Annotated in this window: 22 protein-coding genes; 15 read left to right on the top strand and 7 right to left on the bottom strand. The window is 69.4% G+C overall.

Annotated elements, in window-relative coordinates:
• The first annotated feature begins 1 nt into the window (after window position 1).
• On the top strand, window positions 2-823 hold the full coding sequence (locus LDL49_RS19235; protein ID WP_225292462.1) for a calcium-binding protein: 822 nt from the start codon (window positions 2-4) through the stop codon (window positions 821-823).
• A gap of 207 nt (window positions 824-1,030) precedes the next feature.
• On the top strand, window positions 1,031-1,993 hold the full coding sequence (locus tag LDL49_RS19230) for an ankyrin repeat domain-containing protein (RefSeq protein WP_225292461.1): 963 nt from the start codon (window positions 1,031-1,033) through the stop codon (window positions 1,991-1,993).
• Window positions 1,994-2,003: 10 nt separating this feature from the next.
• On the opposite strand, the gene LDL49_RS19225 is transcribed toward LDL49_RS19230, so the two are convergent.
• Together LDL49_RS19225 and LDL49_RS19220 are read right to left on the bottom strand one after the other, a co-directional pair.
• Complete coding sequence (locus tag LDL49_RS19225; protein ID WP_225292460.1) at window positions 2,004-2,384, bottom strand: SDR family NAD(P)-dependent oxidoreductase; 381 nt, start codon at window positions 2,382-2,384, stop codon at window positions 2,004-2,006.
• Between the two features lie 44 nt (window positions 2,385-2,428).
• Window positions 2,429-3,055, bottom strand: a complete 627-nt coding sequence (locus LDL49_RS19220) for a TetR/AcrR family transcriptional regulator (protein WP_225292459.1) — start codon at window positions 3,053-3,055, stop codon at window positions 2,429-2,431.
• A 124-nt stretch (window positions 3,056-3,179) separates the two neighbouring features.
• Between LDL49_RS19220 and LDL49_RS19215 the strand changes: the two genes are divergently transcribed.
• The 3 genes from LDL49_RS19215 to LDL49_RS19205 all read left to right on the top strand — a co-directional run bounded on the left by LDL49_RS19215 (window position 3,180) and on the right by LDL49_RS19205 (window position 5,913).
• Window positions 3,180-4,373, top strand: coding sequence for an NAD(P)/FAD-dependent oxidoreductase (locus tag LDL49_RS19215; protein ID WP_225292458.1), 1,194 nt, complete (start codon window positions 3,180-3,182; stop codon window positions 4,371-4,373).
• 96 nt (window positions 4,374-4,469) lie between these two features.
• The gene (locus tag LDL49_RS19210; protein ID WP_225292457.1) at window positions 4,470-5,684 is read left to right on the top strand and encodes a cytochrome P450; all 1,215 of its coding nucleotides are present in this window, start codon (window positions 4,470-4,472) and stop codon (window positions 5,682-5,684) included.
• Between the two features lie 28 nt (window positions 5,685-5,712).
• The gene (locus tag LDL49_RS19205; protein WP_225292456.1) at window positions 5,713-5,913 is read left to right on the top strand and encodes a ferredoxin; all 201 of its coding nucleotides are present in this window, start codon (window positions 5,713-5,715) and stop codon (window positions 5,911-5,913) included.
• 25 nt (window positions 5,914-5,938) lie between these two features.
• Here the strand turns inward: LDL49_RS19205 and LDL49_RS19200 are convergent, their stop codons facing one another.
• Window positions 5,939-6,592, bottom strand: a complete 654-nt coding sequence (locus LDL49_RS19200; protein ID WP_225292455.1) for a TetR/AcrR family transcriptional regulator — start codon at window positions 6,590-6,592, stop codon at window positions 5,939-5,941.
• Window positions 6,593-6,732: 140 nt separating this feature from the next.
• Here LDL49_RS19200 and LDL49_RS19195 point away from each other — a divergent pair, with 140 nt between their 5' ends.
• From LDL49_RS19195 to LDL49_RS19185, 3 genes are all read left to right on the top strand, one after another.
• Window positions 6,733-7,131 carry a VOC family protein gene (locus tag LDL49_RS19195; protein ID WP_225292454.1) on the top strand — a complete coding sequence of 133 codons (399 nt, stop codon included), beginning with the start codon at window positions 6,733-6,735 and terminating at the stop codon, window positions 7,129-7,131.
• Between the two features lie 131 nt (window positions 7,132-7,262).
• Window positions 7,263-7,841, top strand: a complete 579-nt coding sequence (locus LDL49_RS19190) for an ADP-ribosylglycohydrolase family protein (protein WP_225292453.1) — start codon at window positions 7,263-7,265, stop codon at window positions 7,839-7,841.
• A 39-nt stretch (window positions 7,842-7,880) separates the two neighbouring features.
• The gene (locus tag LDL49_RS19185) at window positions 7,881-8,216 is read left to right on the top strand and encodes a hypothetical protein (protein WP_225292452.1); all 336 of its coding nucleotides are present in this window, start codon (window positions 7,881-7,883) and stop codon (window positions 8,214-8,216) included.
• A 36-nt stretch (window positions 8,217-8,252) separates the two neighbouring features.
• Here the strand turns inward: LDL49_RS19185 and LDL49_RS19180 are convergent, their stop codons facing one another.
• A complete protein-coding gene (locus LDL49_RS19180; RefSeq protein WP_225292451.1) occupies window positions 8,253-9,179 on the bottom strand; it encodes a LysR family transcriptional regulator in 927 nt (308 codons plus the stop codon).
• 231 nt (window positions 9,180-9,410) lie between these two features.
• On the opposite strand from LDL49_RS19180, the gene LDL49_RS19175 reads away from it, so the two are divergent.
• The 5 genes from LDL49_RS19175 (at window position 9,411) to LDL49_RS19155 (ending at window position 14,843) form a co-directional block, all read left to right on the top strand.
• Window positions 9,411-10,298 (top strand): ABC transporter substrate-binding protein, encoded by an 888-nt coding sequence (locus LDL49_RS19175; RefSeq protein WP_225292450.1) that lies wholly within the window; start codon window positions 9,411-9,413, stop codon window positions 10,296-10,298.
• Window positions 10,295-11,146, top strand: a complete 852-nt coding sequence (locus tag LDL49_RS19170) for an amino acid ABC transporter permease (protein WP_225292449.1) — start codon at window positions 10,295-10,297, stop codon at window positions 11,144-11,146. Before LDL49_RS19175 ends, LDL49_RS19170 begins: the two co-directional genes overlap by 4 nt.
• Complete coding sequence (locus LDL49_RS19165) at window positions 11,143-11,907, top strand: amino acid ABC transporter ATP-binding protein (protein WP_225292448.1); 765 nt, start codon at window positions 11,143-11,145, stop codon at window positions 11,905-11,907. The genes LDL49_RS19170 and LDL49_RS19165 overlap by 4 nt, the downstream gene beginning before the upstream one ends.
• Window positions 11,908-11,958: 51 nt before the next feature.
• Window positions 11,959-13,092 carry an NAD(P)/FAD-dependent oxidoreductase gene (locus LDL49_RS19160; protein ID WP_225292447.1) on the top strand — a complete coding sequence of 378 codons (1,134 nt, stop codon included), beginning with the start codon at window positions 11,959-11,961 and terminating at the stop codon, window positions 13,090-13,092.
• Between the two features lie 83 nt (window positions 13,093-13,175).
• Window positions 13,176-14,843 carry a glycosyl hydrolase family 28-related protein gene (locus LDL49_RS19155; RefSeq protein WP_225292446.1) on the top strand — a complete coding sequence of 556 codons (1,668 nt, stop codon included), beginning with the start codon at window positions 13,176-13,178 and terminating at the stop codon, window positions 14,841-14,843.
• A gap of 27 nt (window positions 14,844-14,870) precedes the next feature.
• On the opposite strand, the gene LDL49_RS19150 is transcribed toward LDL49_RS19155, so the two are convergent.
• Complete coding sequence (locus LDL49_RS19150; RefSeq protein WP_225292445.1) at window positions 14,871-15,101, bottom strand: DUF6289 family protein; 231 nt, start codon at window positions 15,099-15,101, stop codon at window positions 14,871-14,873.
• Window positions 15,102-15,358: 257 nt separating this feature from the next.
• On the opposite strand from LDL49_RS19150, the gene LDL49_RS19145 reads away from it, so the two are divergent.
• Window positions 15,359-18,187, top strand: a complete 2,829-nt coding sequence (locus LDL49_RS19145) for a beta-L-arabinofuranosidase domain-containing protein (RefSeq protein ID WP_225292444.1) — start codon at window positions 15,359-15,361, stop codon at window positions 18,185-18,187.
• A gap of 9 nt (window positions 18,188-18,196) precedes the next feature.
• On the opposite strand, the gene LDL49_RS19140 is transcribed toward LDL49_RS19145, so the two are convergent.
• Window positions 18,197-19,504: a cellulose binding domain-containing protein gene (locus LDL49_RS19140; protein WP_225292443.1), complete on the bottom strand. Its 1,308-nt coding sequence runs from the start codon at window positions 19,502-19,504 to the stop codon at window positions 18,197-18,199.
• 245 nt (window positions 19,505-19,749) lie between these two features.
• Here LDL49_RS19140 and LDL49_RS19135 point away from each other — a divergent pair, with 245 nt between their 5' ends.
• A complete protein-coding gene (locus LDL49_RS19135) occupies window positions 19,750-19,983 on the top strand; it encodes a hypothetical protein (RefSeq protein ID WP_225292442.1) in 234 nt (77 codons plus the stop codon).
• Here LDL49_RS19135 and LDL49_RS19130 read toward each other — a convergent pair.
• Window positions 19,970-21,199, bottom strand: a complete 1,230-nt coding sequence (locus tag LDL49_RS19130) for an ROK family protein (RefSeq protein WP_225292441.1) — start codon at window positions 21,197-21,199, stop codon at window positions 19,970-19,972. The two genes, LDL49_RS19135 and LDL49_RS19130, sit on opposite strands and share 14 nt — an antisense overlap.
• Between the last annotated feature and the right edge of the window lie 49 nt (window positions 21,200-21,248).

Raw genomic sequence — 21,248 nt, 5'->3', positions numbered from 1 at the left:
GATGCGCGTGCTCGTGGGCGCGGCGGCGCTGGCCACCCTGCCGGCCGTTCTGTCCATGCAGCCGGCGATGGCGGCGCCCTGCTACGGCGACTGTCAGCCTGGTGTGGTGCGTTCCGCGGGAGTCCTCAAGTACGACGCCCCCGTGGGAGTGAACGACCAGATCACCGTCAGCGCGGGCGGCGGTTTCCTCACGGTCGCCGACCCCACCGCCACGCTCACCGTGGGCGCCGGGTGCACCCTGGTGACCCCGCACGAGGCGCGCTGCTCGGCGACGAACGTCGGGTTCATGGTCATCCGCGGGCTGGACGGCGACGACGTGATCACGAACTCCACGGGCATCGCCGCACACCTGATGGGCGGCGACGGCGCCGACCGGCTCGTCGGCGGCTCCGGCGACGACACGCTCAACGGCGGATTCGGCAGCGACGTCCTGCAGGGCAACGGTGGTTCCGACACCGTCACCTACTCCGAGATATCGAGCAGGTTCGGCGTCCGGGCCGACCTCGACGGCGCGACCGGCGACGACGGCAGCTCCGAGGACGGGCCCGCCGGCGCCCGCGACACCATCGCCGCGGACGTGGAGAACCTGGAGGGAACCAACACCGACGACGTACTCATCGGCAACGCGGGCCCGAACGTCATCAACGCTTCGAACGGCCACGACCAGATCCAGGGCCTGGGCGGCGACGACCGGCTCACCGGCAGGGGCGGCGGCACCATCGACGGCGGCGCCGGCACCGACCACTGCACGTCCAACCTCGTGGGCCTGCCGGTGCCGGCGGACACCTTCACCGGCTGCGAGGCCACCGAGATCGTGAACTAGCGCGAGCCCGAGTCCGTGGCGTCGCCACCCCCGGTTCGCGGGTGGCGACCGGCACCGGCGTGGTCCATGGGGCGACGCTGTAGACGCCTCGCTCCGGATGGCCGCCCAGCTGTTCGGCACGTCCGGCTGACGCGCGCCGAAATTGTCCTTGCCCTTCGTCATGATGGCCCCGCTCGTGTCCACGTACGTGATCTCGAAGGGGCTGTCATGACCGCCAAGGAAACCGCAGGATGGTCAGATTTCAGGTGGGATTCCTGGAAGGACCTCGCTCTGGTCCGCGCCAGGCTCGACGCGGGCGCCGACCCGAACGAAGGGGACTACGCCTTCGAGCGGCCGCTGCACGCCGCGGCGGAGCGGGGTTCGCCGGAGGTGGTCGCCGAGCTGGCCAGCCGGGTCGATGACGTCGAAGCCGAGTGCGAGGGCCGCACCGCGCTCTGGGACGCGGTCTTCAACGACCGGCCCGAGAACGCCCGTGCCCTGGCCGCCGCCGGAGCGGACCCATGGCGGCCCATGATGGCCGGCTGGTCGCCCGGCCGGCTCAGCCTGGCGGGCCCCACGCCTGGCCTGTTCTTTCCGTTTCCGCCGGGTCATGCCGGGCTGACCGAGGCAGAGACCGCCGCCGTGACGGAGGCCGAACGCCTGATCGGCGCGCTGGACGGCATCGTGAACGACGGTTTCAGCCTGGCGTGTGTCCACGGCATCAGCGCCGCCGAGGCGGCACAGCGCTTAGCCGCCACACCCGTCGACGAGGAAGAGCTGGAAGAGATCATGGAAGACCCGTTCGAGGAGAAGGCCCTGCGGTTCATCGGCTTCACCGACGTGCCCGGCGGCTGTGTCGTCAGCCAGGAATGGGGCTACATGGCCTCGGCTCCCGTAGTCATGCAGGTGCTGTCGGCGGGCACGGTCGCCTATGGCATGTACGCCAACCCCAAGAGCGGCAACCAGGGCTGCGTCTTCCGCGACGGCGAGGTCGTGGACTGGGACACCCACCCGGGCGGCGGCGACGCGTCCGGCGATGACCCGGCCGAGGAGATCCTGCTCAAATACCTGTACCAGGGCCACGCCGAGGCCTACTGCTTCGCCGGCGCGGGCCTGCGCCCGACCAACGCCCGCGCGATCACCGATCCGGACACGCACCTGCGGCTGCCCGAACGGGACTACTGGCGCTGACCGAGGCGGGTCAGGCGGTGTCGCCACCGTCGGCGAGCAGCGTGCTGCCCGTCATGAAGGTCGACAGGTCCGACGCGCAGAACAGGACGACGCGCGCGATGTCATCTGGGACGCCGACCCGCCCGATCGGGCCGTTCAGCATGAGGTCGGTCGGCGGGATGTCGTCGGTCATCACGGCCGCGGCGGCCATCATATTGCCTTCGGTGGGGACGAAGCTCGGTGCGACCCCGAGCACGCGGATGCCGAGCGGAGCGAGTTCGAGGGCCAGCTCGCGCGTGACACCGCGCGCGGCGTGCTTCGATCCGACATAAGCGGCCAGGCCGGGCGCGCTGCCGCGGAAACCGGCGGTCGAGACGATGTTCACGATGACACCGCCCGTGCCCGCCGTCATCTCGTAAGACCTGAGCGATCCAGAGGCCGGCGGGTCCGCCGGCCTCATCTCCGTCCGCCCTCGTTGATGCGGTAGTGCGCGTTCAAGAGCGGCCAGATCACCTCGGCCATCTCGGCGGGGGTCCGGGCACATCCACCTTCGAGCCAGTCGACGGCCACGCCGAGGAGCGCCCCGGCGGTGAACGCGGCCGTGACGTCATGCGGAACCAGCTCCGGCCACTGCCCGGCGTCGGCCGCGACCAGGTGGTCTTGGATGACCGTGGCCATGCGGTGGCGGATGTGGCCGACGACCCGCGCGCTGCCCTCCAGCCCCAGCAGCGCGCGATACAGCCCCGCGTGCTCGGCGAGGCTGGCGAAGAACGCCGCCAGCGACCGGATCGCCTCCTGCACCAGGTCCGGCGAATCGAGCTCGGGAGCGGGCAAGGACTCGATCAAGCCGTCGATCATCGCGGTGCAGGCGTCCTCGGCCAGCTCGTGGACGTCCCGGTAGTGGTCGTAGAAGGCCGAGCGGCTCACGCCGGCGCCTTCGGCGACGTCGGAGACGCTGATCCGGGACAGGTCCCGCTCCTCGACCAGCTGGATCAGCGCGCGTGCCAGCGCTGTTCGGGTGCGGCGCACGCGCCGGTCACCCGATGAGGCCTTGCTCTCTCTGGCGGTGTCCACAGTTGCCATCCTATCGAACGCCTACAGGTGCAAGTTTCCTTGCAGCTGTAGGCTAATGTGTGACCGGGATGACGAAGGGATCTCGTCTTATGTGCATATGTGCAGCTCAGGCCCTCGCCCCGAGCAGCGCCTCGTGACCTCGCCCGGACACGTACTGATCGTCGGCGCGTCGGCCGCCGGGCTCAGCACCGCGGAGGCGCTGCGGCGGCTCGGCCACGAGGGCCGGTTGACCCTGGTGGACGCCGAGCTCCACCTTCCCTACGATCGGCCGCCGCTGTCCAAGCAGGTCCTGGCCGGCGCCTGGGAACCGGCCCGCGCCCAGCTCCGTAGCGCGGCCCAGCTCGACGCCCTGGCCGCCGAGTTCGTCCGGGGCGAGCCCGCCGTCGCGCTGGACGCGGCGGAGCGGGCCGTCACCACTGCCTCCGGCCGCGTGCTGCGGGCCGACGCCGTGGTCGTGGCCACCGGTCTGACGCCGTACCGGCTGCCGGGACAGGACGGGCTGGCGGGCGTACACGTGCTGCGCGGTCTGGACGACGCGCTCACGCTGCGCGCCCGCCTGACCGCGGGCACCCGGCTCGTGGTCGTCGGCGAGGGCGTACTGGGCGCCGAGCTCGCCGCCACCGCCCGCGCCATGGGCCTGGAGGTCACCCTGGCCGGCATGGGGCGGACGCTGCTACGCGAGCAGCTCGGCGACGTGGTCGGCGGCCTGCTCACCCGCACCCACACCGAGCGCGGGGTCCAGCTGCGGCTCGGTGTCGCGGTCGACGAGCTGACCGGCGCCGGCGGCCGGGTCACCGGCGTGCGACTGGCCACCGGCGAGCTGCTGCCCGCCGACGCGGTCGTGGTGGCCATCGGGTCGCGCCCGTCGATCGGCTGGCTGGCCGGCAGCGGCCTCACCCTGGGTGACGGGGTGGAGTGCGACGCGCGCTGCCGCGCCGCCGAGGGCGTGTACGCGGTCGGCGATGTGGCCTCCTTCGAGCACACCGGGCTCGGCAGGCGCCTCCGGCTGGAGAACCGCACCAACGCCACCGAGCAGGCCCAGGTGGTGGCGGCCAACCTCCTCGGCGCCGACCGCCCGTACACGCCGATCCCATACTTCTGGACCGACCAGTACGACATCAAGATCCAGGCCCACGGCCTGCCCTCACCGGCGGCCGAGGTCACCATCGCCGAGGGCGACCCGGAGCAGCACCGTTTCGCCGCCGTCTATCGCGAGGGCGACCAGATCACCGGCGTCCTCGGCTGGAACATGCCGAAGCAGGCCCGCCTCCTACGGCAGCAGCTCTTGGGCACCTGGCAACCCACCCCACCACTCACACCCGCGTGAAAGCCCGCACGACCAGAAGACCACCATCCGGCCATCCGGCCATCCGTCCATCCGTCCATCCGTCCGTTCGTTCGTTCGTTCACGAGGAGATGCCCGATGAGCATCAACGAGCAGGTTCTGAGCTATCCGATCCCCAGCGACGCGGCGCTGGACCCGCCCGGGGAGTGGGCCGAGCTGCGCGGCAAGTGCCCGGTGGCGCACGTGAAGCTGCCCAGCGGCGACCAGGCGACGCTGCTGACCCGCTATGACGACGTCAAGGAAGTGCTGGCCGACCCGCGCTTCACCCGTCTGCTGAACGCCCCCGACGCCGCCCGGCTCTCGGCCACGGACGACGGCGGACTGTTCAACAGCGAGATGGCGGCGATCATCCCCGACGGCGGAGAGGAGCACCAGCACTGGCGGCGGCTGGTCGGCAAGTGGTTCACCGCCAAGCGCATGAACGCCCTGCGACCCCAGATGGCGCGGATCGCCGAGGGCCTGATCGACGGCATGGTCGAGCGCGGCGCCCCCGGCGACCTCAGGGCGGGCCTGGGCTTCCCGCTGCCGGTGTACGTCATCTGCGACATGCTCGGCGTGCCCGCCGAAGATCGGGACCAGTTCTCGTACTGGTCAGACACGCTGCTCAACCTCACCCGCTACGGCAAGGACGAGATCGAGGCCGCCCAGGCCGAGTTCTTCCAGTACATGTCCGACCACCTCGCCGCCAAGCGCACCGAGCCGGGCGACGACCTGCTGAGCGAGCTGATCGCGGCCGGCGGTCCAGAAGACGGCGGGCTGGCCGAGATCCAGATCCTCGTCACCGGCATGGCGCTGCTGGTCGCCGGCCACGAGACCACCGCCAACATGATCGGCAAGATGGTCTCCATGCTGCTGGCCGACCGTACCCGGTGGGAGCGCCTGCTGGCCGAGCCCGCGCTGATCCGCTCCACGGTGGAGGAGACGCTGCGCCTCGACGCCAACTCCGGCTTCGGCCTGCCGCGCTACCTCAAAGAGGAGACCGAGGTCAGCGGCACGGTCCTGCCCAAGGGCACGACCGTGATCTGCAGCATGGCCGCCGCCAACCGGGACGAGAGCGCCTTCGAGGCCGCCGACCAGATGGACCTGACCCGCAGCCCCAACCCCCACCTGGCTTTCGGCTCCGGCGCGCATTCCTGCCTCGGTCAGGCGCTGGCCCGCACGGAGCTGCAGGTCGTACTGGAGGTGCTGCTGCGCAAACTCCCCACGCTGGAGCTGGCGGTGCCGGTGACGGAGCTGGAGCGCGTGGAAGGGCTGGCGGTCGGCGGCCTGCGTACGGTGCCGGTCCGCTGGTGATCCTGATCGGTAAGGAGGGAGCTCTCAGATGAAAGTCATCGTGGACGAGGACAAGTGCTGCGGCGCCGGGCAGTGCGTACTGATCGCGCCGGAGGTGTTCGACCAGCGCGACGAGGACGGCATCGTCATCCTGCTCGAACCCGAGCCCGCGGCCGACCGGCACAGCGCGGTCCGCGAGGCCGCCGCCGTCTGCCCCGGCGCCGCCATCGAGCTGACCGAGCAGGCGTAAGCACGAGGCGCTCCGCGATCGCGCGTCAGGCGATGGCGTAGTGGCCAAGGGCCGGTTCGAGCATGTCGAAGGCGCGGGCCGCCTCCGCGGCGACGGTTTCGGCGATCTCGTCGTTGGGGCGGTCGGCCAGGGTGAGGTCCTGGATGCGCTGGAACAGGATGCGGTGGACGGTGCCGAGCAGCGCGGCGGCGGTCCGGACGGTGATGTCCTCCGGCGGTGCGCCCACGGCGGCGGCGAGAGCGTGGGCCAGGGCATGCTCGCGCTGGTCGTGCAGGCCGCGCAGGCAGGCCGAGAGGGTGGGGCTGGCGGCGACCATGCGGGCGAAGGCGGGGCCGGAGAACCCGGCGACCGGATCCGCGGCCGTGGCGGCGTCGGCGAAGGCGCGGCGCAGCGCCGCCAGGGCCGACTCGCCGTCCCGCCGCTCGGCCACCGTGTGTGCCAGGGAGGCGATGAAAGCGTCCTGGTGATCCAGGGCCAGGTCCTCCTTGCGCGCGAAGTAGTTGGTCACCGTCTTCTTCGCGACCCGTGCGGCGACGGCGATCTCGGCGATGGTGGTCTGCTCGAAGCCCTGGGCGATGAACAGGCGGGTGGCATGGTCGGAGATGAGCTGCCGAGTCTCCTGCTTCTTGGATTCCCGCAGGCCGGCGGGCGGCACGGGCGATGTGGTGTCGGTAGCCATGGCGAGATCTTACCCTCGTCGTATTTTTACGTTGACATCCATCAGCCTTCCGGCTAAGTTTACGTTCGCCGTAAATTTGCGACGAACGTATGTATACCGCCTCACCGACAGGCTCCCCACAGCCGATGAGGAGAACCGCCTTGCAGATCACCGCGTCCACCGTCTCGCTCACCGTCGACGACGTCGCCGCCTCCCAGCGGTTCTTCACCACCCACCTCGGTTACGCCGAGCAGGCCGCCGCCGACGGGTTCGCCTCCCTGTCGCGTGACGACGCCGCCGTGGACATCGTCCTGCTCGCCCGCGGCATCGAGGTCCTGCCGCCCGGCCAGCGCGACCAGCACGCCTCCGGCCTGATCCTCGCCTTCACCGGCACCGGCATCGAGGCCGAGGAGAAGCGGCTGCGCGCCGAGGGCGTCGAGATCACCATGCCGCTGCGGGAGGAGCCCTGGGGCGAACGCCTCTTCCAGGTCACCGACCCCAACGGCGTGATCGTCCAGTTCGTCGAGTGGGTCGCCCCCTCCGGACCTGAGGACGCCTGACCCGGAGCCGTGAGGTCACACGCCGAAGATCGTCTGCTCGACCTCGTCGAGCGCCCGCCGGCCCCAGGCGGCGCCGCGCTTCGGCTCTCGAAGCGCGGCCCGGCCGGCCGAAGTGCTGCACAATGGCAGTGATGTCAGCTCATCTCTCCGCGCGGAGCACAGCCTCTCTCCTTGGCTTGGCGCTCGGCGGCTCCTTCGGCTCCCAGTTCTTCGTACCGGCCAACCAGCACGCCCTCTCCTCCCGCCTCCTGCCGCCCGGCCCTTGGCAGTGGACGGATGACACCGAGATGGCCTGCTCCATCTATCGCGTTCTGGCCGACCACGGCGCCATCGACCAGGACGAGCTCGCCGCGAGCTTCGCCGCCCGTCATGATTTCGACCGCGGCTACGGCCCCGCGACGAACCGGATGCTCCGGCTGGTGCGTGAGGGCGGCGACTGGCGGACGCTCTCGGCGATGCTCGGCAACGGCCGGCAGGTCGCCGCGCACGACACGGTCCCGTTCACCCTCTGGGTGGCGGCTCGCGAACGCCGCGACTTCGAAACCGCCATGTGGACCACGGCGGCGGCCGGCGGGGACGTCGATACCACGTGCGCCATCGTCGGCGGGATCATCGCAGCCGCCGAAAGCACTCAACTGCCGCCACAGTGGAGAGAAAGGTGCGAACCACTACCGGACTGGTCAGGCGCCCCACATGAGTCCACGCATTAGCCTGATTCCCGGACGACTCGGACGGAGGCGCAGACGCAGATGAGCCAGACCGATCCGCACATTCACGTCGAGCAGAAGGTGATGCAGGCCGGTGCCGCCTACCGCAATGCGATCGTGTCGATGCTGGGCCGCGTGCCCGACGCACCGAGCGTCGTCACCACCGGTTGCGGGCTCCAGGTGCCCTATGCGATGACCTCGCCGCGTCCGGAGAGCGTCACTTGTCTCACCTGCCGCGAGCACGCTCATCAGGAGCACCTGCGCTACGCCGAGCAGGTGGAGCGCCTGGGCCGGCTGCCCGGCGCGCCCTTCACCGGCGACCAGGCGGCCGAGGCCGCACGCTGGGCGCGGGACGTCGCGAAGAGGTTCGCCGGCTGAAGCGGCACGTGAGGGCGGTTGAACAAGCGGCCGGGCTCATACGGCGACGGGCAGATCCGTCCGCCGGTGCAGGGATTCGGCGGCGCTGATGAGCATGCTCGTCGCGTGGCTGAGCAGGGGGTTCGGGTCAGTGGCGCGGCACACGGTGAAGACCCGGCGAATGTGGGAGCTGTCGCCGAGCCGGAAGACGCACACGTCGTGCGACTCGATCATCGCCAGCTCCGGCACGATCGCCACCCCCAGCCCTTTGCGTACGAGCTCGAACGGCAGGTTGTAGTCGTTGGTGCGGAACAGCACGTCGGGGTCGAAGCCGCTGGCCGCGCAGATGTGCGACAGGTTGAGTGAGGCGTCCATCCCCTCGGTGTAGGAGATCCATCGTTCGGCGGACAGCTCCCCGAACTGGATGCGCTTGCGGGCGGCCAGGCGATGACCGGTCGGCACGAGCACGTACAGCGGCTCCTCCATGATCAACGTCATGTTCAGGTCCTTCGGCCAGCTGTGCGGCACCATGCCGTACTCGAAGACCACGGCCAGGTCGAGCCGTCCCTCGTTCACCGCCGGAATGGTCCGGTGCGGATCGCCTTCCTCGTAGCGGATGTCCACGTTGGGGTGGTCGCGGAGGAACTCGGCCAGTACGGCGGGCGCCAGGCGGAATCCGGCGGACCAGAAGCTGCCGAGCCGCAGCCTGCCCCGGTGGGCGGCGGCGAAGGAGCGCATCTCCTCCTCCGCCGCCTCCAGATCGGCCAGCAACCTGGCGGCCTTGCGGGCCAGCTCGGCCCCGGCCGCGGTGGGCCGGATGCTGCGCGGCAGGCGCTCGAACAGCTGGACCCCCAGGCTCCGCTCCAGCGAGGAGACCTGCTGCGAGATGGCCGACGGGGTGAATCCGAGGCGCTTGGCGGCGGTCCTGAGCGAACCGGTGGCGACCACTTCACGGATGGCCTGCAACTGGCCCGGGGTAAGCATCGAGCCAACTTAACAGTCGGGCGACTAGCATCACCAGACCGTGGGCCGACTAGAGGCGATGCGATCGGCCCTCAGGGTCGGCTGGCTGGTCGAATCGGGTAAAAGGATAAGCAAGGCTGAACAGCCTGTGCACCAATACGAATGCTCGCTCACCTTGTCGTTTCCAAACGGACCCCCAATATTGGTGTTTACGGAACGTCGTACTACGCCTGAGAGGGGGTGTCCTGCTCCATGCGGTTCACCCAAGCAGCCGCCGCATTCGGCCTGGTGGGACTCCTGTCCCTGACAGCTTGTTCTGGAAGCGGCACGTCCCAGGCAGCCGCGCCAGCGCAGCAGAAGAATCAGGAGCTCCACGAGCTTCTGCCCGACAAGATCAAGAAGAGTGGCACGCTCAACATCGCGGCGGGCCACAACTACCCGCCCCTGGTCTACCTCGACACCGACAACAAGACGGTCATCGGCCTCGAACCCGAGCTGATGAAGGCCATCGGCCAGGTGCTCGGCGTCGAGGTGACGTTCAACCAGGCCAGCTTCGACAGCCTCATCGCCGGCGTGCAGGCCCGCCGCTACGACCTGGCCGTCCAGGCGATGCTCGACAAGCCGGAACGCCGCGAGAAGGTCACGTTCGTCGACTACTTCAAGACCAGTAGCTCGCTCCTGGTCCAGGAGAAGGACGCTCAGTCGATCAAGTCGCTCGAGGATCTCTGCGGGAAGACGGCGGCCGTCGAGCAGGGCACCGCCCAGGCCGACGACGCCGAGCAGCAGAACACGAAGTGCACGGGAGCGGGCAAGCCGGCGGTCAAGGTGCTGGTGTTCCCCGACACGGCCGGCTGTCTGCAGGCCGTCTCCACCGGCCGGGCCAACGCCTTCATCGGCGGCACCCCCACCATCACCTACCAGGCCGCCCAGTCCAGTGGCCGGATGAAGCAGGTGGGTCAGCCCTACCGCTTCCTCCCGTACGGGATCCTCGTCAACAAGGAGGATCAGAACCTGGCCAAGGCCGTACAGCAGGCGCTGCAGAAGCTGATGGACAACGGCTCCTACGCCAAGATCCTCGCCAGGTGGGAGATGGCGTCGGGCGCCCTCGACAAAGCGGTGATCAACGGCGGCGAGTCGTGACCACGACCCGGCAGACGGCGGGCCCGGATTCGCAAGTGCGGATCCAGGCCGTCCCGCTCCGTCATCCGGGGCGTTGGGTGGGCGCGGGTGTCCTCGGCTTCCTGGCGATCTTCCTGCTGCAGGGGTGGGTGGCCAACCCGCGCATGGAGTGGAAGGTCGTCGGCGAGTACCTCTTCTCCCCCGCGGTCCTGACCGGGCTCGGCACCACGCTGCTGCTCACGGTGCTCGCCATGGTGGTCGGCGTCGCGGGCGGCATCGTCCTCGCGGTGCTGCGCATGTCGCCCAACCCGTTGCTTTCGGCGCTGAGCGGGTTCTACATCTGGGTCTTCCGCGGCGTGCCCCTGCTGGTGCAGCTGTTGTTCTGGTACTTCCTGTCCGCGGTGGTGCCGACGATCGGATTCGGCGTGCCGTGGGGACCGACGTTCGTGGAGTTCGACACGAACATGATCATCACCCAGCTCACCGCGGCGGTGCTGGGCCTCGGCCTGCACGAGGCGGCCTACATGGGGGAGATCGTCCGGGCCGGCATCACCTCCGTCGACCCCGGCCAGACGGAGGCGGCCCACGCCCTGGGCCTGACCCGCTTCCAGACCCTGCGCAAGATCATTCTTCCGCAGGCCATGCGGGTCATCATCCCGCCGACGGGCAACCAGGTGGTCTCCATGCTCAAGACCACCTCCCTCGTCTTCGCCATCGCCGTACCAGAGCTCCTGACCTCGATCCAGGGCATCTACTCCAGGAACTTCCAGCAGGTCGCTCTGCTCACGGTGGCCTGCTTCTGGTACCTCGTGGCCACGACCGTCCTGAACGCCGGGCAGCACTACATCGAACGAAAGTTCAGCCGATGAAGTCCCTCATCCGCGCGGAAGGCGTGCACAAGCGTTACGGAGCGGTCGACGTGCTCAAAGGCATCGACCTGGAGGTCGCGGAGGGTGAGGTGCTGGCCGTGATCGGCCCGTCGGGGTCCGGCAAGTCCACCTTCCTGCGCTGCATCAACCACCTCGAACGCATCGACGCCGGCCGGCTCTACTTCCGCGACCGCCTGATCGGCTACGAGGAGCGTGAGGGCAAGGTCTACGAGCTGCCCGACAAGGCGATCGCCGCCCAGCGGGTGGACATCGGGATGGTCTTCCAGCGCTTCAACCTCTTCCCGCACATGACCGCGCTCGAGAACATCATGACGGCGCCGATCATGGTCAAGAAGGAGCCGAAGGCCGAGGTACGCGAGCGCGCCTACGCCCTGCTGACCAGGGTGGGACTGGCCGACAAGGCGAACAGCCGCCCCGACCAGCTGTCCGGCGGCCAGCAGCAGCGCGTCGCCATCGCCCGCGCCCTGGCGATGCGGCCCGGTCTCATGCTGTTCGACGAGCCGACCTCGGCCCTCGACCCCGAGCTCGTGGGCGAGGTTCTGGACGTCATGCGCGACCTGGTGAAAGAGGACGGCATGACGATGATCATCGTGACCCACGAGATGGGATTCGCCCGCGAGGTGTGCGACACCATCGTCTTCATGGACGACGGGGTCGTCGTCGAATCCGGGCCACCCGGCGCCGTGCTCGGCGAGCCCCGGCACGAGCGCACCCGGGCATTCCTCAGCAAGGTCCTCTGACCCCGCGAAGCCCCCGAAGAGACCCCGAAGACCCGAAGGAAAGATATCCACGTGTCCCGCGTCATCGTTCTCGGTGCCGGAGTGCTCGGCGCCTCCGTCGCCTACCATCTGGCCGTCGCAGGGGCTCAGGTCGTCGTCATCGAAGCCGGCGGCCCAGCCGCGGGCACCTCCAGCGCAACCTTCTCCATGGACGTCACCCATCTGAAGACCCCACGGACGTACTACGAGCTGAACCGCGCCAGCGCCGCCCTGCACGCCACGCTGGCCGAGGAGCTCGGGGGCCCGTCGTGGCGGCACCCCATGCCCGCCATCCAGTGGGGTGACAGCGAGGAGAGCCGGCGGGGGCTCAGGGAGCGGGCCGTCCGCCTGAAGTCCTGGGGGCATGTCTGCCGCATCGCCGACCCGTCCGAGCTGCGCGAGCTCGCCCCCGACGTCGATCCCGCGGCGTGTACGGCGAGCGAGCTCGTCATCCACGACCAGAGCGCTTGGTATGACGCCCCGCTCTTCGTCCAGCGCCTGCTCGATCGCGCGGCCACGCTCGGCGCCGACATCAGGTACGGCCTGCGGGCAGAGGCGCTGATCCGCAGCGGCGACGCCGTCACCGGCGTCGAGACCGGCACGCGCCGCTGGGAGGCCGACTGGGTGGTCAACTGCACCGGCCCGGACGCCGACCGCGTCGCGGCGCTCGCCGGCACCGACCTCCCCATGACCCGGATCCCCGGGCTGGTCGGAGAGAGCACGCCCGTCCCCGGCCTCCGGCTCGGCGCGATCCTGGCCACGCCCCAGGTGGACCTGCGCCCCGCCCCCGGAGACCGGATCTGCTCCATCTCCTGGCCCGTCGACGCGCTCCTGCCCGGCCAGAGCGACGACGCCCTGGCGGAACGGCTGCACGCCGCCGGCCAGCGCATCCTTCCCGCGCTGCGCACCGCCAGCCTGGCCGGGGTCCGCCTCGGCGTCCGGCCCGTGCCGACGGACGGCCTGCCGCTGGCGGGCACCCACCCCGGCGCCCCCGGCCTCTATCACCTCGTCACCCACAGTGGCGTCAACCTCGCGCCCGAGCTCGGCCGCCTCGTGGCTCAGGAGATCACCAACGGTGACGGTCCCGACCTGGCCCGATACCGCGTCACCCGCGACATCGCGACCTCTGTGGAGGACGAGAGCCTGACCCTGATGACCACTTCCTGACCGCCAAGTCATCCGATGGATTGCCTCGCTCCAACGGTCTTACCCTCTTGACCGCGATCATTACCGATGCAATCCTCCGATGTGTGCCTGAGCCTTTCACGCTGAGCCGACGAGCATTGCTCGGCGGCGTCGCCGCCGTGCCGGCGCTCCCCCTGTCCGCCGCCAAGGCGGAGACCCGCGCCCGCCAGGGCGACACCTCGGCGGCGCTGCTGGAGGAGTGGGCGGCGGCCGAAGGCGGGCACCCGCTGGTGCCCGACATCGCGCGGGCCGGCTACCGGCTCGGGGCCCGGCCACCGCGCCCCCGCGTGGTGGCGAAGGTGACCGACTTCGGTGCGCGCGCGGACGGGACGACCGACTGTGCCGCCGCCTTCAACGCGGCCGTCCGCGCCGCCGGCGAACGGGGCGGCGGCGCGGTGCTGGTGCCGGGCGGGACCTACCTTCTCTCGTCGCCGGTGTTCATGCACTGGTCGAACGTGGTCCTGCGCGGCGCCGGGCGCGAGTCCACCATCCTGCGCTTCACCCGTACGCTGGACGACGGCTACCGGCCGGCCAGGCAGTCCAACGGCAACAGCCGCTGGTCGTGGACCGGCGGCCAGGTCTGGTTCATCGCGGCCGAGCGGCGCGCCCGCTCGGAGTCCGAGGACTACGCGGGCACCGAGGGCTGGCTGCTCGGCGACACACTCGCCGAGGTCGGCGCAGCCTCGCGGGGCCAGCGGACCCTGCTGGTGTCCGACACGAGCAAGCTCCGCGCGGGCGACCTGGTCGTGCTCGAATGCGACAACCCGCCGGACGCGACGTTGCTGATGCACCTGGCGGGCGACATTCCGGGCACTCGGTCGTACGACTGGCCGAGCCGCGCGCCCCAGCTCGTCACCGGATCAGGCGGTCAGTACATCCAGTACGCGCTCCTCCAATGGCCGGTGCGGATCGAGGCCGTTCTGGGCACCCGCCTCGTCAGGCTGGCCCAGCCGATCAGGTACGACCTGCGCCCCGGCTGGCCCGCCCGGCTGCGCGCCCTCGGCCCCACCGTGCACGACAGCGGCGTCGAGGACCTGACGATCCGCAACGACGTGGTCGCGATGACCGCCCACAACAAGCACCCCGGCTCGAACGGCGTGTGCTTCCAGGCCGTCCACGACTGCTGGGCCAGGGACGTACGCGTGGAGAACTGCGACCTCGGCTTCGGCTTCACCACCGCCAAGTCCAACACCCTCACCCGCGTCACGGTCGGCGGCCGGTCCGCGCACCACAGCTTCGCCTGCCGGATGCAGTCGCACGACAACCTCGTGGACGACTTCGAGATCGAGGCGTTCACCGTGCCCGTCCCCGCGGGAGCCGTCCACCACGGCCTCAACCTGGAGGGACTGTCGTCCGGGAACGTCTGGCGGCGGGGCACGATGGCGGAGGGCACGTTCGACTCGCACCGGGCGCTGCCGTTCGAGAACGCGCGGACCAACATCGCCCTGGTCAACAACGGCCGGGTCGGCGGCTCGGCGGCTTCTGGCCCGCTGTTCGGGGCGCGGATCGCGCACTGGAACATCCGCGTCACCGGTGGCAGCCCGTACGCGATCACGATCGCGGACGTCGCGCCGCGCAGCCTCACCGTCGGGGTGCAGGGCACCACGGGGACGGTCAGCGAGCTGGCTCCCGACTTCACCGGAGACCTGGAGAACCTGCTCGCCGACCACGGCACCCGCCCCCGGGTGACCGACCTGTACGCGGCCCAGCGCGACCGCCTCAACCTGGGCTGAGAGCGGCCGGCTGCGGCTTTTAAGGTCTCAGCAGGGGGTCTCGTTGAACACCGCGTACGACCCGCGCCTGCCCACCCACTCCTCATCCCCGACGCAGTTCTCGTACTTGACGCCCACCAGCGTGGTGTGGGCGGAGTCGCTGTAGTAGTACGTCTCGCAGTGGTAGTCGATCATGCATGCGCGGGCGTGCGCGGGTGAGCTGATGACGGTGAGGGCGCCGAGGGCGACCAGGACGGCCAGCGATGCGCGGCGAATCATGAAGATCCTTCCTGAGGTGCGGAAGCGCTACTGCCCTCGATGATCGTTCGTCGAAGTGAATAGATCAATAAGGTCAATCCCAGTACTCAAAGGGTCAAAACCGCTGTCAGAGTGAGAGTGCCGTCTCGGCGCCTTGACGGGTGCGACGAGATCGTTAACACTCCCACCGAGCACGCAACGCCAGGGTGCTCGGCCCCGAAATGTTAGCGCTACCATTCGCCGGACCCGAGCATGGACGGGACAGTGAGATGTCGAACATGATGCCCAGGCGAGAGGCCCTGCGACTGGCGGTGCTGGCGGCCGTCACCCCCTCCGCACTCGCTTCGCTCCCGCTCGGCACCGCCCAGGCGGCTCCTATGGCGCCGGCCCCGCCGCCGCAGCTCGACCCGCCGGTGCCCGGCGCCTGGATCGTGCGGCCGTTCGCCAACAGCCAGGTCACCTTGGGCGAGAGCCTGTTCAGCGTCAACCGTGACCGGATCCTGAACTTCCTGAGGGCCTACCCCGCCGACCGGATGCTGGCCAACTTCCGGGCCAACGCCGGACTGGACACGCTGGGCGCCCAGCCGCCCGGCAGCTGGGACGACGCCACGGGCAACCTGCGCGGCCACTACAGCGGGCACTTCCTCAGCGCGCTGGCCTTGGCCTACGCGGGCTCCGGCGACGCCTTCTACAAGGACAAGGTCGACTACATGGTCAAGGCGCTCGGCGAGTGCCAGGACGCGCTGGCCGCCAGAGTCGGGCAACCCGCGCCCGCGCCGGACCCGGTCGCCAGGGTGGCGGGAAAGTTCGGCAAGGCGGCGAAACTCGACGGACCCCAGTACGTGTCGCTGCCCGCCGACATCGTGAGCGGCCTCGACGACTTCACCATCGCTGTGTGGCTGAACCCGGCCGCGATCACCACCTGGTCGCGGATCTTCGACTTCGGCACTGGTACGACCCGCACCATGTTCCTGACCGTGAGCGCGGGCGCCGCGCCGAGATTCGCCATCACCACCAGCGGCGGCAGCGGCGAGCAGCGCGTCAACGGAACCGGCCCGTTACCCACCGGCCAGTGGACCCACCTGGCGGTCACCTTGTCGGGCGGCACCGGGACCCTCTATGTGAACGGCGCACCGGTCGGCACGAACACCGCCATGACCCTCAAACCATCCAGCCTCGGCCCGACCGCGAACAACTGGATCGGGAAGTCGCAGTACGGCGACGCGTACCTGAAGGGCTCGGTGGACGAGTTCCAGATCTACGGCCGCGCGCTGACAGAGGCGGAGATCGTGGCCTTGACGAACAGCGCGGACGGCGGGCTGGGCGGCGGCGACGTCGCGTGGTACCGCTTCGACGAGGAGAGCGGCGAGAGCGCGGGCGACTCCTCGGGCAAGGGGAAGGACGCCCGGCTGGTCTCCGAGCCCACCGGGCATCCCGGGCCGAGCCATCCCGGGTTCCTGGCCGCCTACCCCGAGACGCAGTTCATCCTGCTGGAGCAGTACGCCACCTATCCCACCATCTGGGCGCCCTACTACACCTGCCACATGATCATGCGTGGGCTGCTCGACGCCTACCAGTACGCGGGCAACGAGCAGGCGCGCATCATCGTGATGAAGATGGGCGACTGGGTGCACGGCCGACTGGGCCCCCTTCCCAGAGAGCAGCTCGACCGCATGTGGAGCATCTACATCGCGGGCGAATACAATGGCATGAACGCCGTGATGGCCGACCTCTACGCCCTCGGCGGCAAGGAGGAGCACCTGACGACGGCCAAGTGCTTCGACAACACCGCGCTCCTCACGGCCACGGTCGGCAACGAGGACACGCTGAACAGGAAGCACGCCAACCAGCACATCCCCCAGTTCATCGGCTACCTGTCCATTTTCGAGCGCGACCAGGAACGCCACTACTTCGACGCCGCCGTGAACTTCTGGGACATGGTCGTACCCCATCGCACCTTCACCGACGGCGGCACGGCCGGACCGACCGACAACGGCGAGCTCTTCGGCGCGCGCGACGTCATCGTCGGCACCCTGGGCACCAACAACGCCGAGACCTGTCCGGTCTACAACATGCTGAAGCTGAGCAGGGGCCTGTTCTTCCACACGGCGAACCCGAAGTACATGCAGTATTACGAGCGGGCCCTCTACGGTCAGATCCTCGCCTCGCGCCGCAACATCGACAGCACCACGGATCCGCTGCTGACCTATTTCATCCCCATGCGGCCGGGCGCGTCCCGCAGTTACGGCAACCTCGGCACCTGCTGCGGCGGCACCGGCCTGGAGAGCCACACCAAGTTCCAGGACTCGATCTACTTCCGGTCGGCGGACGACTCGGCGCTCTACGTGAACCTCTACCTGGCCTCGAAGCTACGCTGGCCGGAGAAGGGCTTCACGATCAAGCAGGCCACGACCTATCCGACCGACCCCGCCGGGGTGACGACGCTCACGGTTGAGGGCACGGGCCGCCTGGCCGTGAAGCTCCGGGTGCCCCACTGGGTGGAGAAGGGCTTCACAGTCCGGATCAACGGGATCGACCAGAAGGTCCGCGCTGCGCCCGGCGAGTATGTGACGCTCAACCGGAACTGGCGGCGCGGCGACAAGATCAGGGTGTCGATGCCGTTCTCCCTGCGGGTGGAGAAGGCGCTGGACGTCCCGACCACCCAGAGCATCGCGTACGGCCCGGTGCCGATGGTCGCCAAGAGCGACGAGACCACCTTCCGCGACTTCTCCTTCTTCAAGGACTTCACGCTGTCCGGCGACCTCGCGCAGACCATGACGCCCACCGCGCCGATGACCTTCACCACGCACGGCCTGCCACTGGTGCCCTTCTACAGCGGCGACACCGACCGCTACCACGCCTACTTCCACCGCGTAGAGCCGAAAATCGTCTTCGGCACGGTGGACTCCGGCGTGCCGAACTACGCGCGGGCGGATTCGGCGACGTTCCTGGACGCGCTCTGGGCCATGGCGCCCTTCGACAACCAGAGCTGCTTCGTGTCGGCGGTGACCCGCACCGCGGACGACTGGATCCGGGCCGGGCTGATGACCACCGCCGAGAAGAGCGCGGTGGTCTCCGCCGCCACCAGGGCCAGACTCCGCAGGTAGCTCCCCGGTCTAGGAGCAGGTGATGTTGGCCGGGCCGGGTGTGGACGGGCCGTTGGCCTGGAAGCCGAAGGTGGCCGACGCGCCCGGTGCCAAACTCGTGGACCAGCTCGGGGCCTTGATCGTCCAGGTGGTGCCCGACGGTGTGATGGTGGAGCTCCAGGCGCTGGTCAGGGTCACGCCGGACGGCATGTGCCACGTGACCGTCCAGTTGTTCCAGGTCGTGGTGCCCGTGTTCCGCACGGTCACATTGGTCGTGAAGCCGCCCTGCCAGGCGTTGGGGACCTGGTAGTCCACGCCGCAGGAGACGCCGGTGCCGCCCGTGGGGGTGGGGGTGGGGGTGGGGGTGGGGGTGACCGTGGGCGTAGGGGTCGAGCCGGTTGAGGTGGTGTAGCCGACCTTGGTGTACGGCGTGCCGCACGGGTTGCAGGTGGACGGAAGCGTGAAGCTGTACACGCGCCCACCGTTGATCAGCGTGTCCGTGACGTCTCGCACCCGGATCTGGTACTGGTTGCCGCCCGAGGTGGTCCCGCCGATGACGTACGACTGGCCCATGTCGCCGTTCATCTGGGCCGTCTGCCACACCCCGTTGGCGAAGTACTCGACGCCGTGGATGCCGTTGGCCAGGTGTGAGACGGAGATGGCGGGCCACCAGACCTGGGCGGACTGCAGGAACCCGATGTCGATGTCGCCGCTGTAGTTGGGCGCGGGGATGAACGACCAGGTGACGTGCCGGTTGTTCCAATGGCCGGGATACATGTCCCCGATCGGGGCGCCGTTCTTCACGAACCGGTTGAGCGAGTCCTTGCTCAGGTCCAGATGGTACGGATCATCGCGGCACCAGGCGTTGGAGTCGCCGCAGCTGTCGGCGACCAGCATGGTCAGCTTCGCACCCTTGTACGCGTCGGAGACCCAGGAGCCGTTGCGGCAGAACGGCTGGTTCTGCGCGCCGTCGTTGGTGCCCGTGCAGTAATCGCCGATCTCTACCTGCATGTAGCGGCCGCAGTTCAGGCCGTTGTTCCACAGCCCGGCCTTGCTGAGGTTGGCGCCGGTCAGCGGCCGGGGGTAGAAGGAGTAGTCGCCGGGCGTGTTGTAGACGTTGAGGGCGACGAAGTCCGGTGAGTCGAGGTTCGCCTGGGGCAGGCCGCAGCCCCCGTACGGCATGCCGAGCCCGTCGAAGTAGGTGGCGTTGCCCGTCACCGGGCCGGGCGGGTCGCTGACCGCGCCGGCGGGCTGTTCCGTCAAGGGCGCCAAGGCGCACAGCGCGACCAGGAAAGCGGAGAGCAGAATGGCGAGCAGCCGGCGACGGGGGTGACTCATCGGACTCCCAACTCAGAAGGTTCGACACGAACGTCCTCGCAGAGCGGCGACCGGTCAAGCTGGGATGCGCCTGAGCTGGGGAAACACGCCAAAAGTGGTGAAACTTTCATCGAGTCCCCGAAAACGGCGGCGGAGAAGCGACTGCTGACGACACCTTGATCGACAGCGCTTATCGTGATCTCATTCAGGCAAATAGCTTCGGCGTTCGCTCTGGCCCGAAAATCGGCTGATCTGGAGGAACCTGCATGAAAATGAAGCGCGGCGTTTTAGTGGTGGCGCTGGCTTTCAGCGCCCTCGCCCTCGGCTCCACCCCGGCCCAGGCGATTCCCCCTCCCCCGCCGGGGGGCGACCTCCTCCTCGTCGTCAGCTACTTCGTGGGGGACCAGATCGTCGGCCAGCGCTGGTCCGGATGCTCTCAGCCGCCCGGCCAGTGGGGGACGATGGACGGCCAGGCGAAGTACTACTTCACCCCCTGCTGAGCGCGACCCCTACCCCCTGCTGAGCCGGCGTTCCCTGACCCGGCTTGAGCTCGGCGAAAAGACGTTCCTCCGCGACATCCAGCGCGCAGCGCACGGCTCCGATCGCGGAGGAATGGTCGCCCAGCACCGAGCAGACCACCTTGGGCGGGAAGTCCGTCTCGCGTTCGACGCGGACGCGTACCGGCTCGCGGATGGCCTCGCCGGCGGCCGAGATGCCGCCCCCGATGATCACCAACTCGAGGTCGATCGTCACCATCACCGGCGCCAAACCCGCCACCAGCAGGTCGGCGAACCCGTCTATGCCTGCCTGGGCGGCCGCGTCGCCCGCCTTGGCCGCCTCGAAGATGGCCTGGATCGCGTCCTCCTGGTCCGTGCTTCGCCCCGGTGCCAGATCCAGCAGCCGTTCGTACGCGTGCGCCCACGGCAGCCCGCGCCACAGACCGATCTCGGCCGCGGCGCCGTGCCGTCCGGCGTGCGGCCGACCGGCGACCAGCAGGCCGGTGCCCATGCGGCGGCCGACGTGGACGTACACCACGTCGGAGGCGTCACGGGCCACGCCCTTCCAGTGTTCGGCCAGCGCGGCCATCCGCATGTCGTTGAAGACCTGGGTCGGGATGCCGAACCGGTTCCGTACGTGCCCGCCCAGGTCGACGCCGGCCCATTCGGGAATGGCTGGGGCGTGCGCGACCTTGCCGTCCGGGCCGACGACGCCGGGGGTGGCGATCGCCGCGCATAAGATGTCGGCGGCGGACAGGCCCGCCGCCTCCAGGGCCTCGTTGATCGCCTCGTTCATGATCGTCAGGCGCCTGGACCGTGGGGAGGTCGGGCGCAGGCTCTCGCGACGTTCGGCGACGATCTCCCCGGACAGGTCGCTGACCAGCACCAGCACCTTGTGACCGCCGATGTCGACCCCGAGCACGTGACCCGCGCCCGGACGGAACTCGAAGCGCTGTGCCGGCCGTCCCCGCCCGTCCTTCTTCTCGACCTTGTCGATGGCCTGGTCGGCGGTCTGGATCCAGCCCGCGGCGAGCAGGTCGGAGATCGCCTGGGTCGTGGTCGGGCGCGAGATGCCGGCCGCCGCCGCGATCGAGGCGATCGTGTGGCTGCCGCCGCCGTAGAGCACGCGCAGCACAGAGCGCAGGTTGAGCGTTCGCAGCGCGGACGTGTCACCGCCGAGCTGCGTGCTCGTGCTCGGCCGAACCTTGGAGGAGGTCATCCGTTTACTTTCTGCTCTGTCGCTATCTGCTCCATTGCCAACTCGGCGT

Origin of the sequence: Nonomuraea aurantiaca (assembly GCF_020215705.1) — a bacterium.
In the GTDB taxonomy this organism is placed as follows: domain Bacteria; phylum Actinomycetota; class Actinomycetes; order Streptosporangiales; family Streptosporangiaceae; genus Nonomuraea; species Nonomuraea aurantiaca.
Note: the sequence above shows the minus strand (reverse complement) of the source record. Positions and strands in the feature narration are given on the sequence as shown.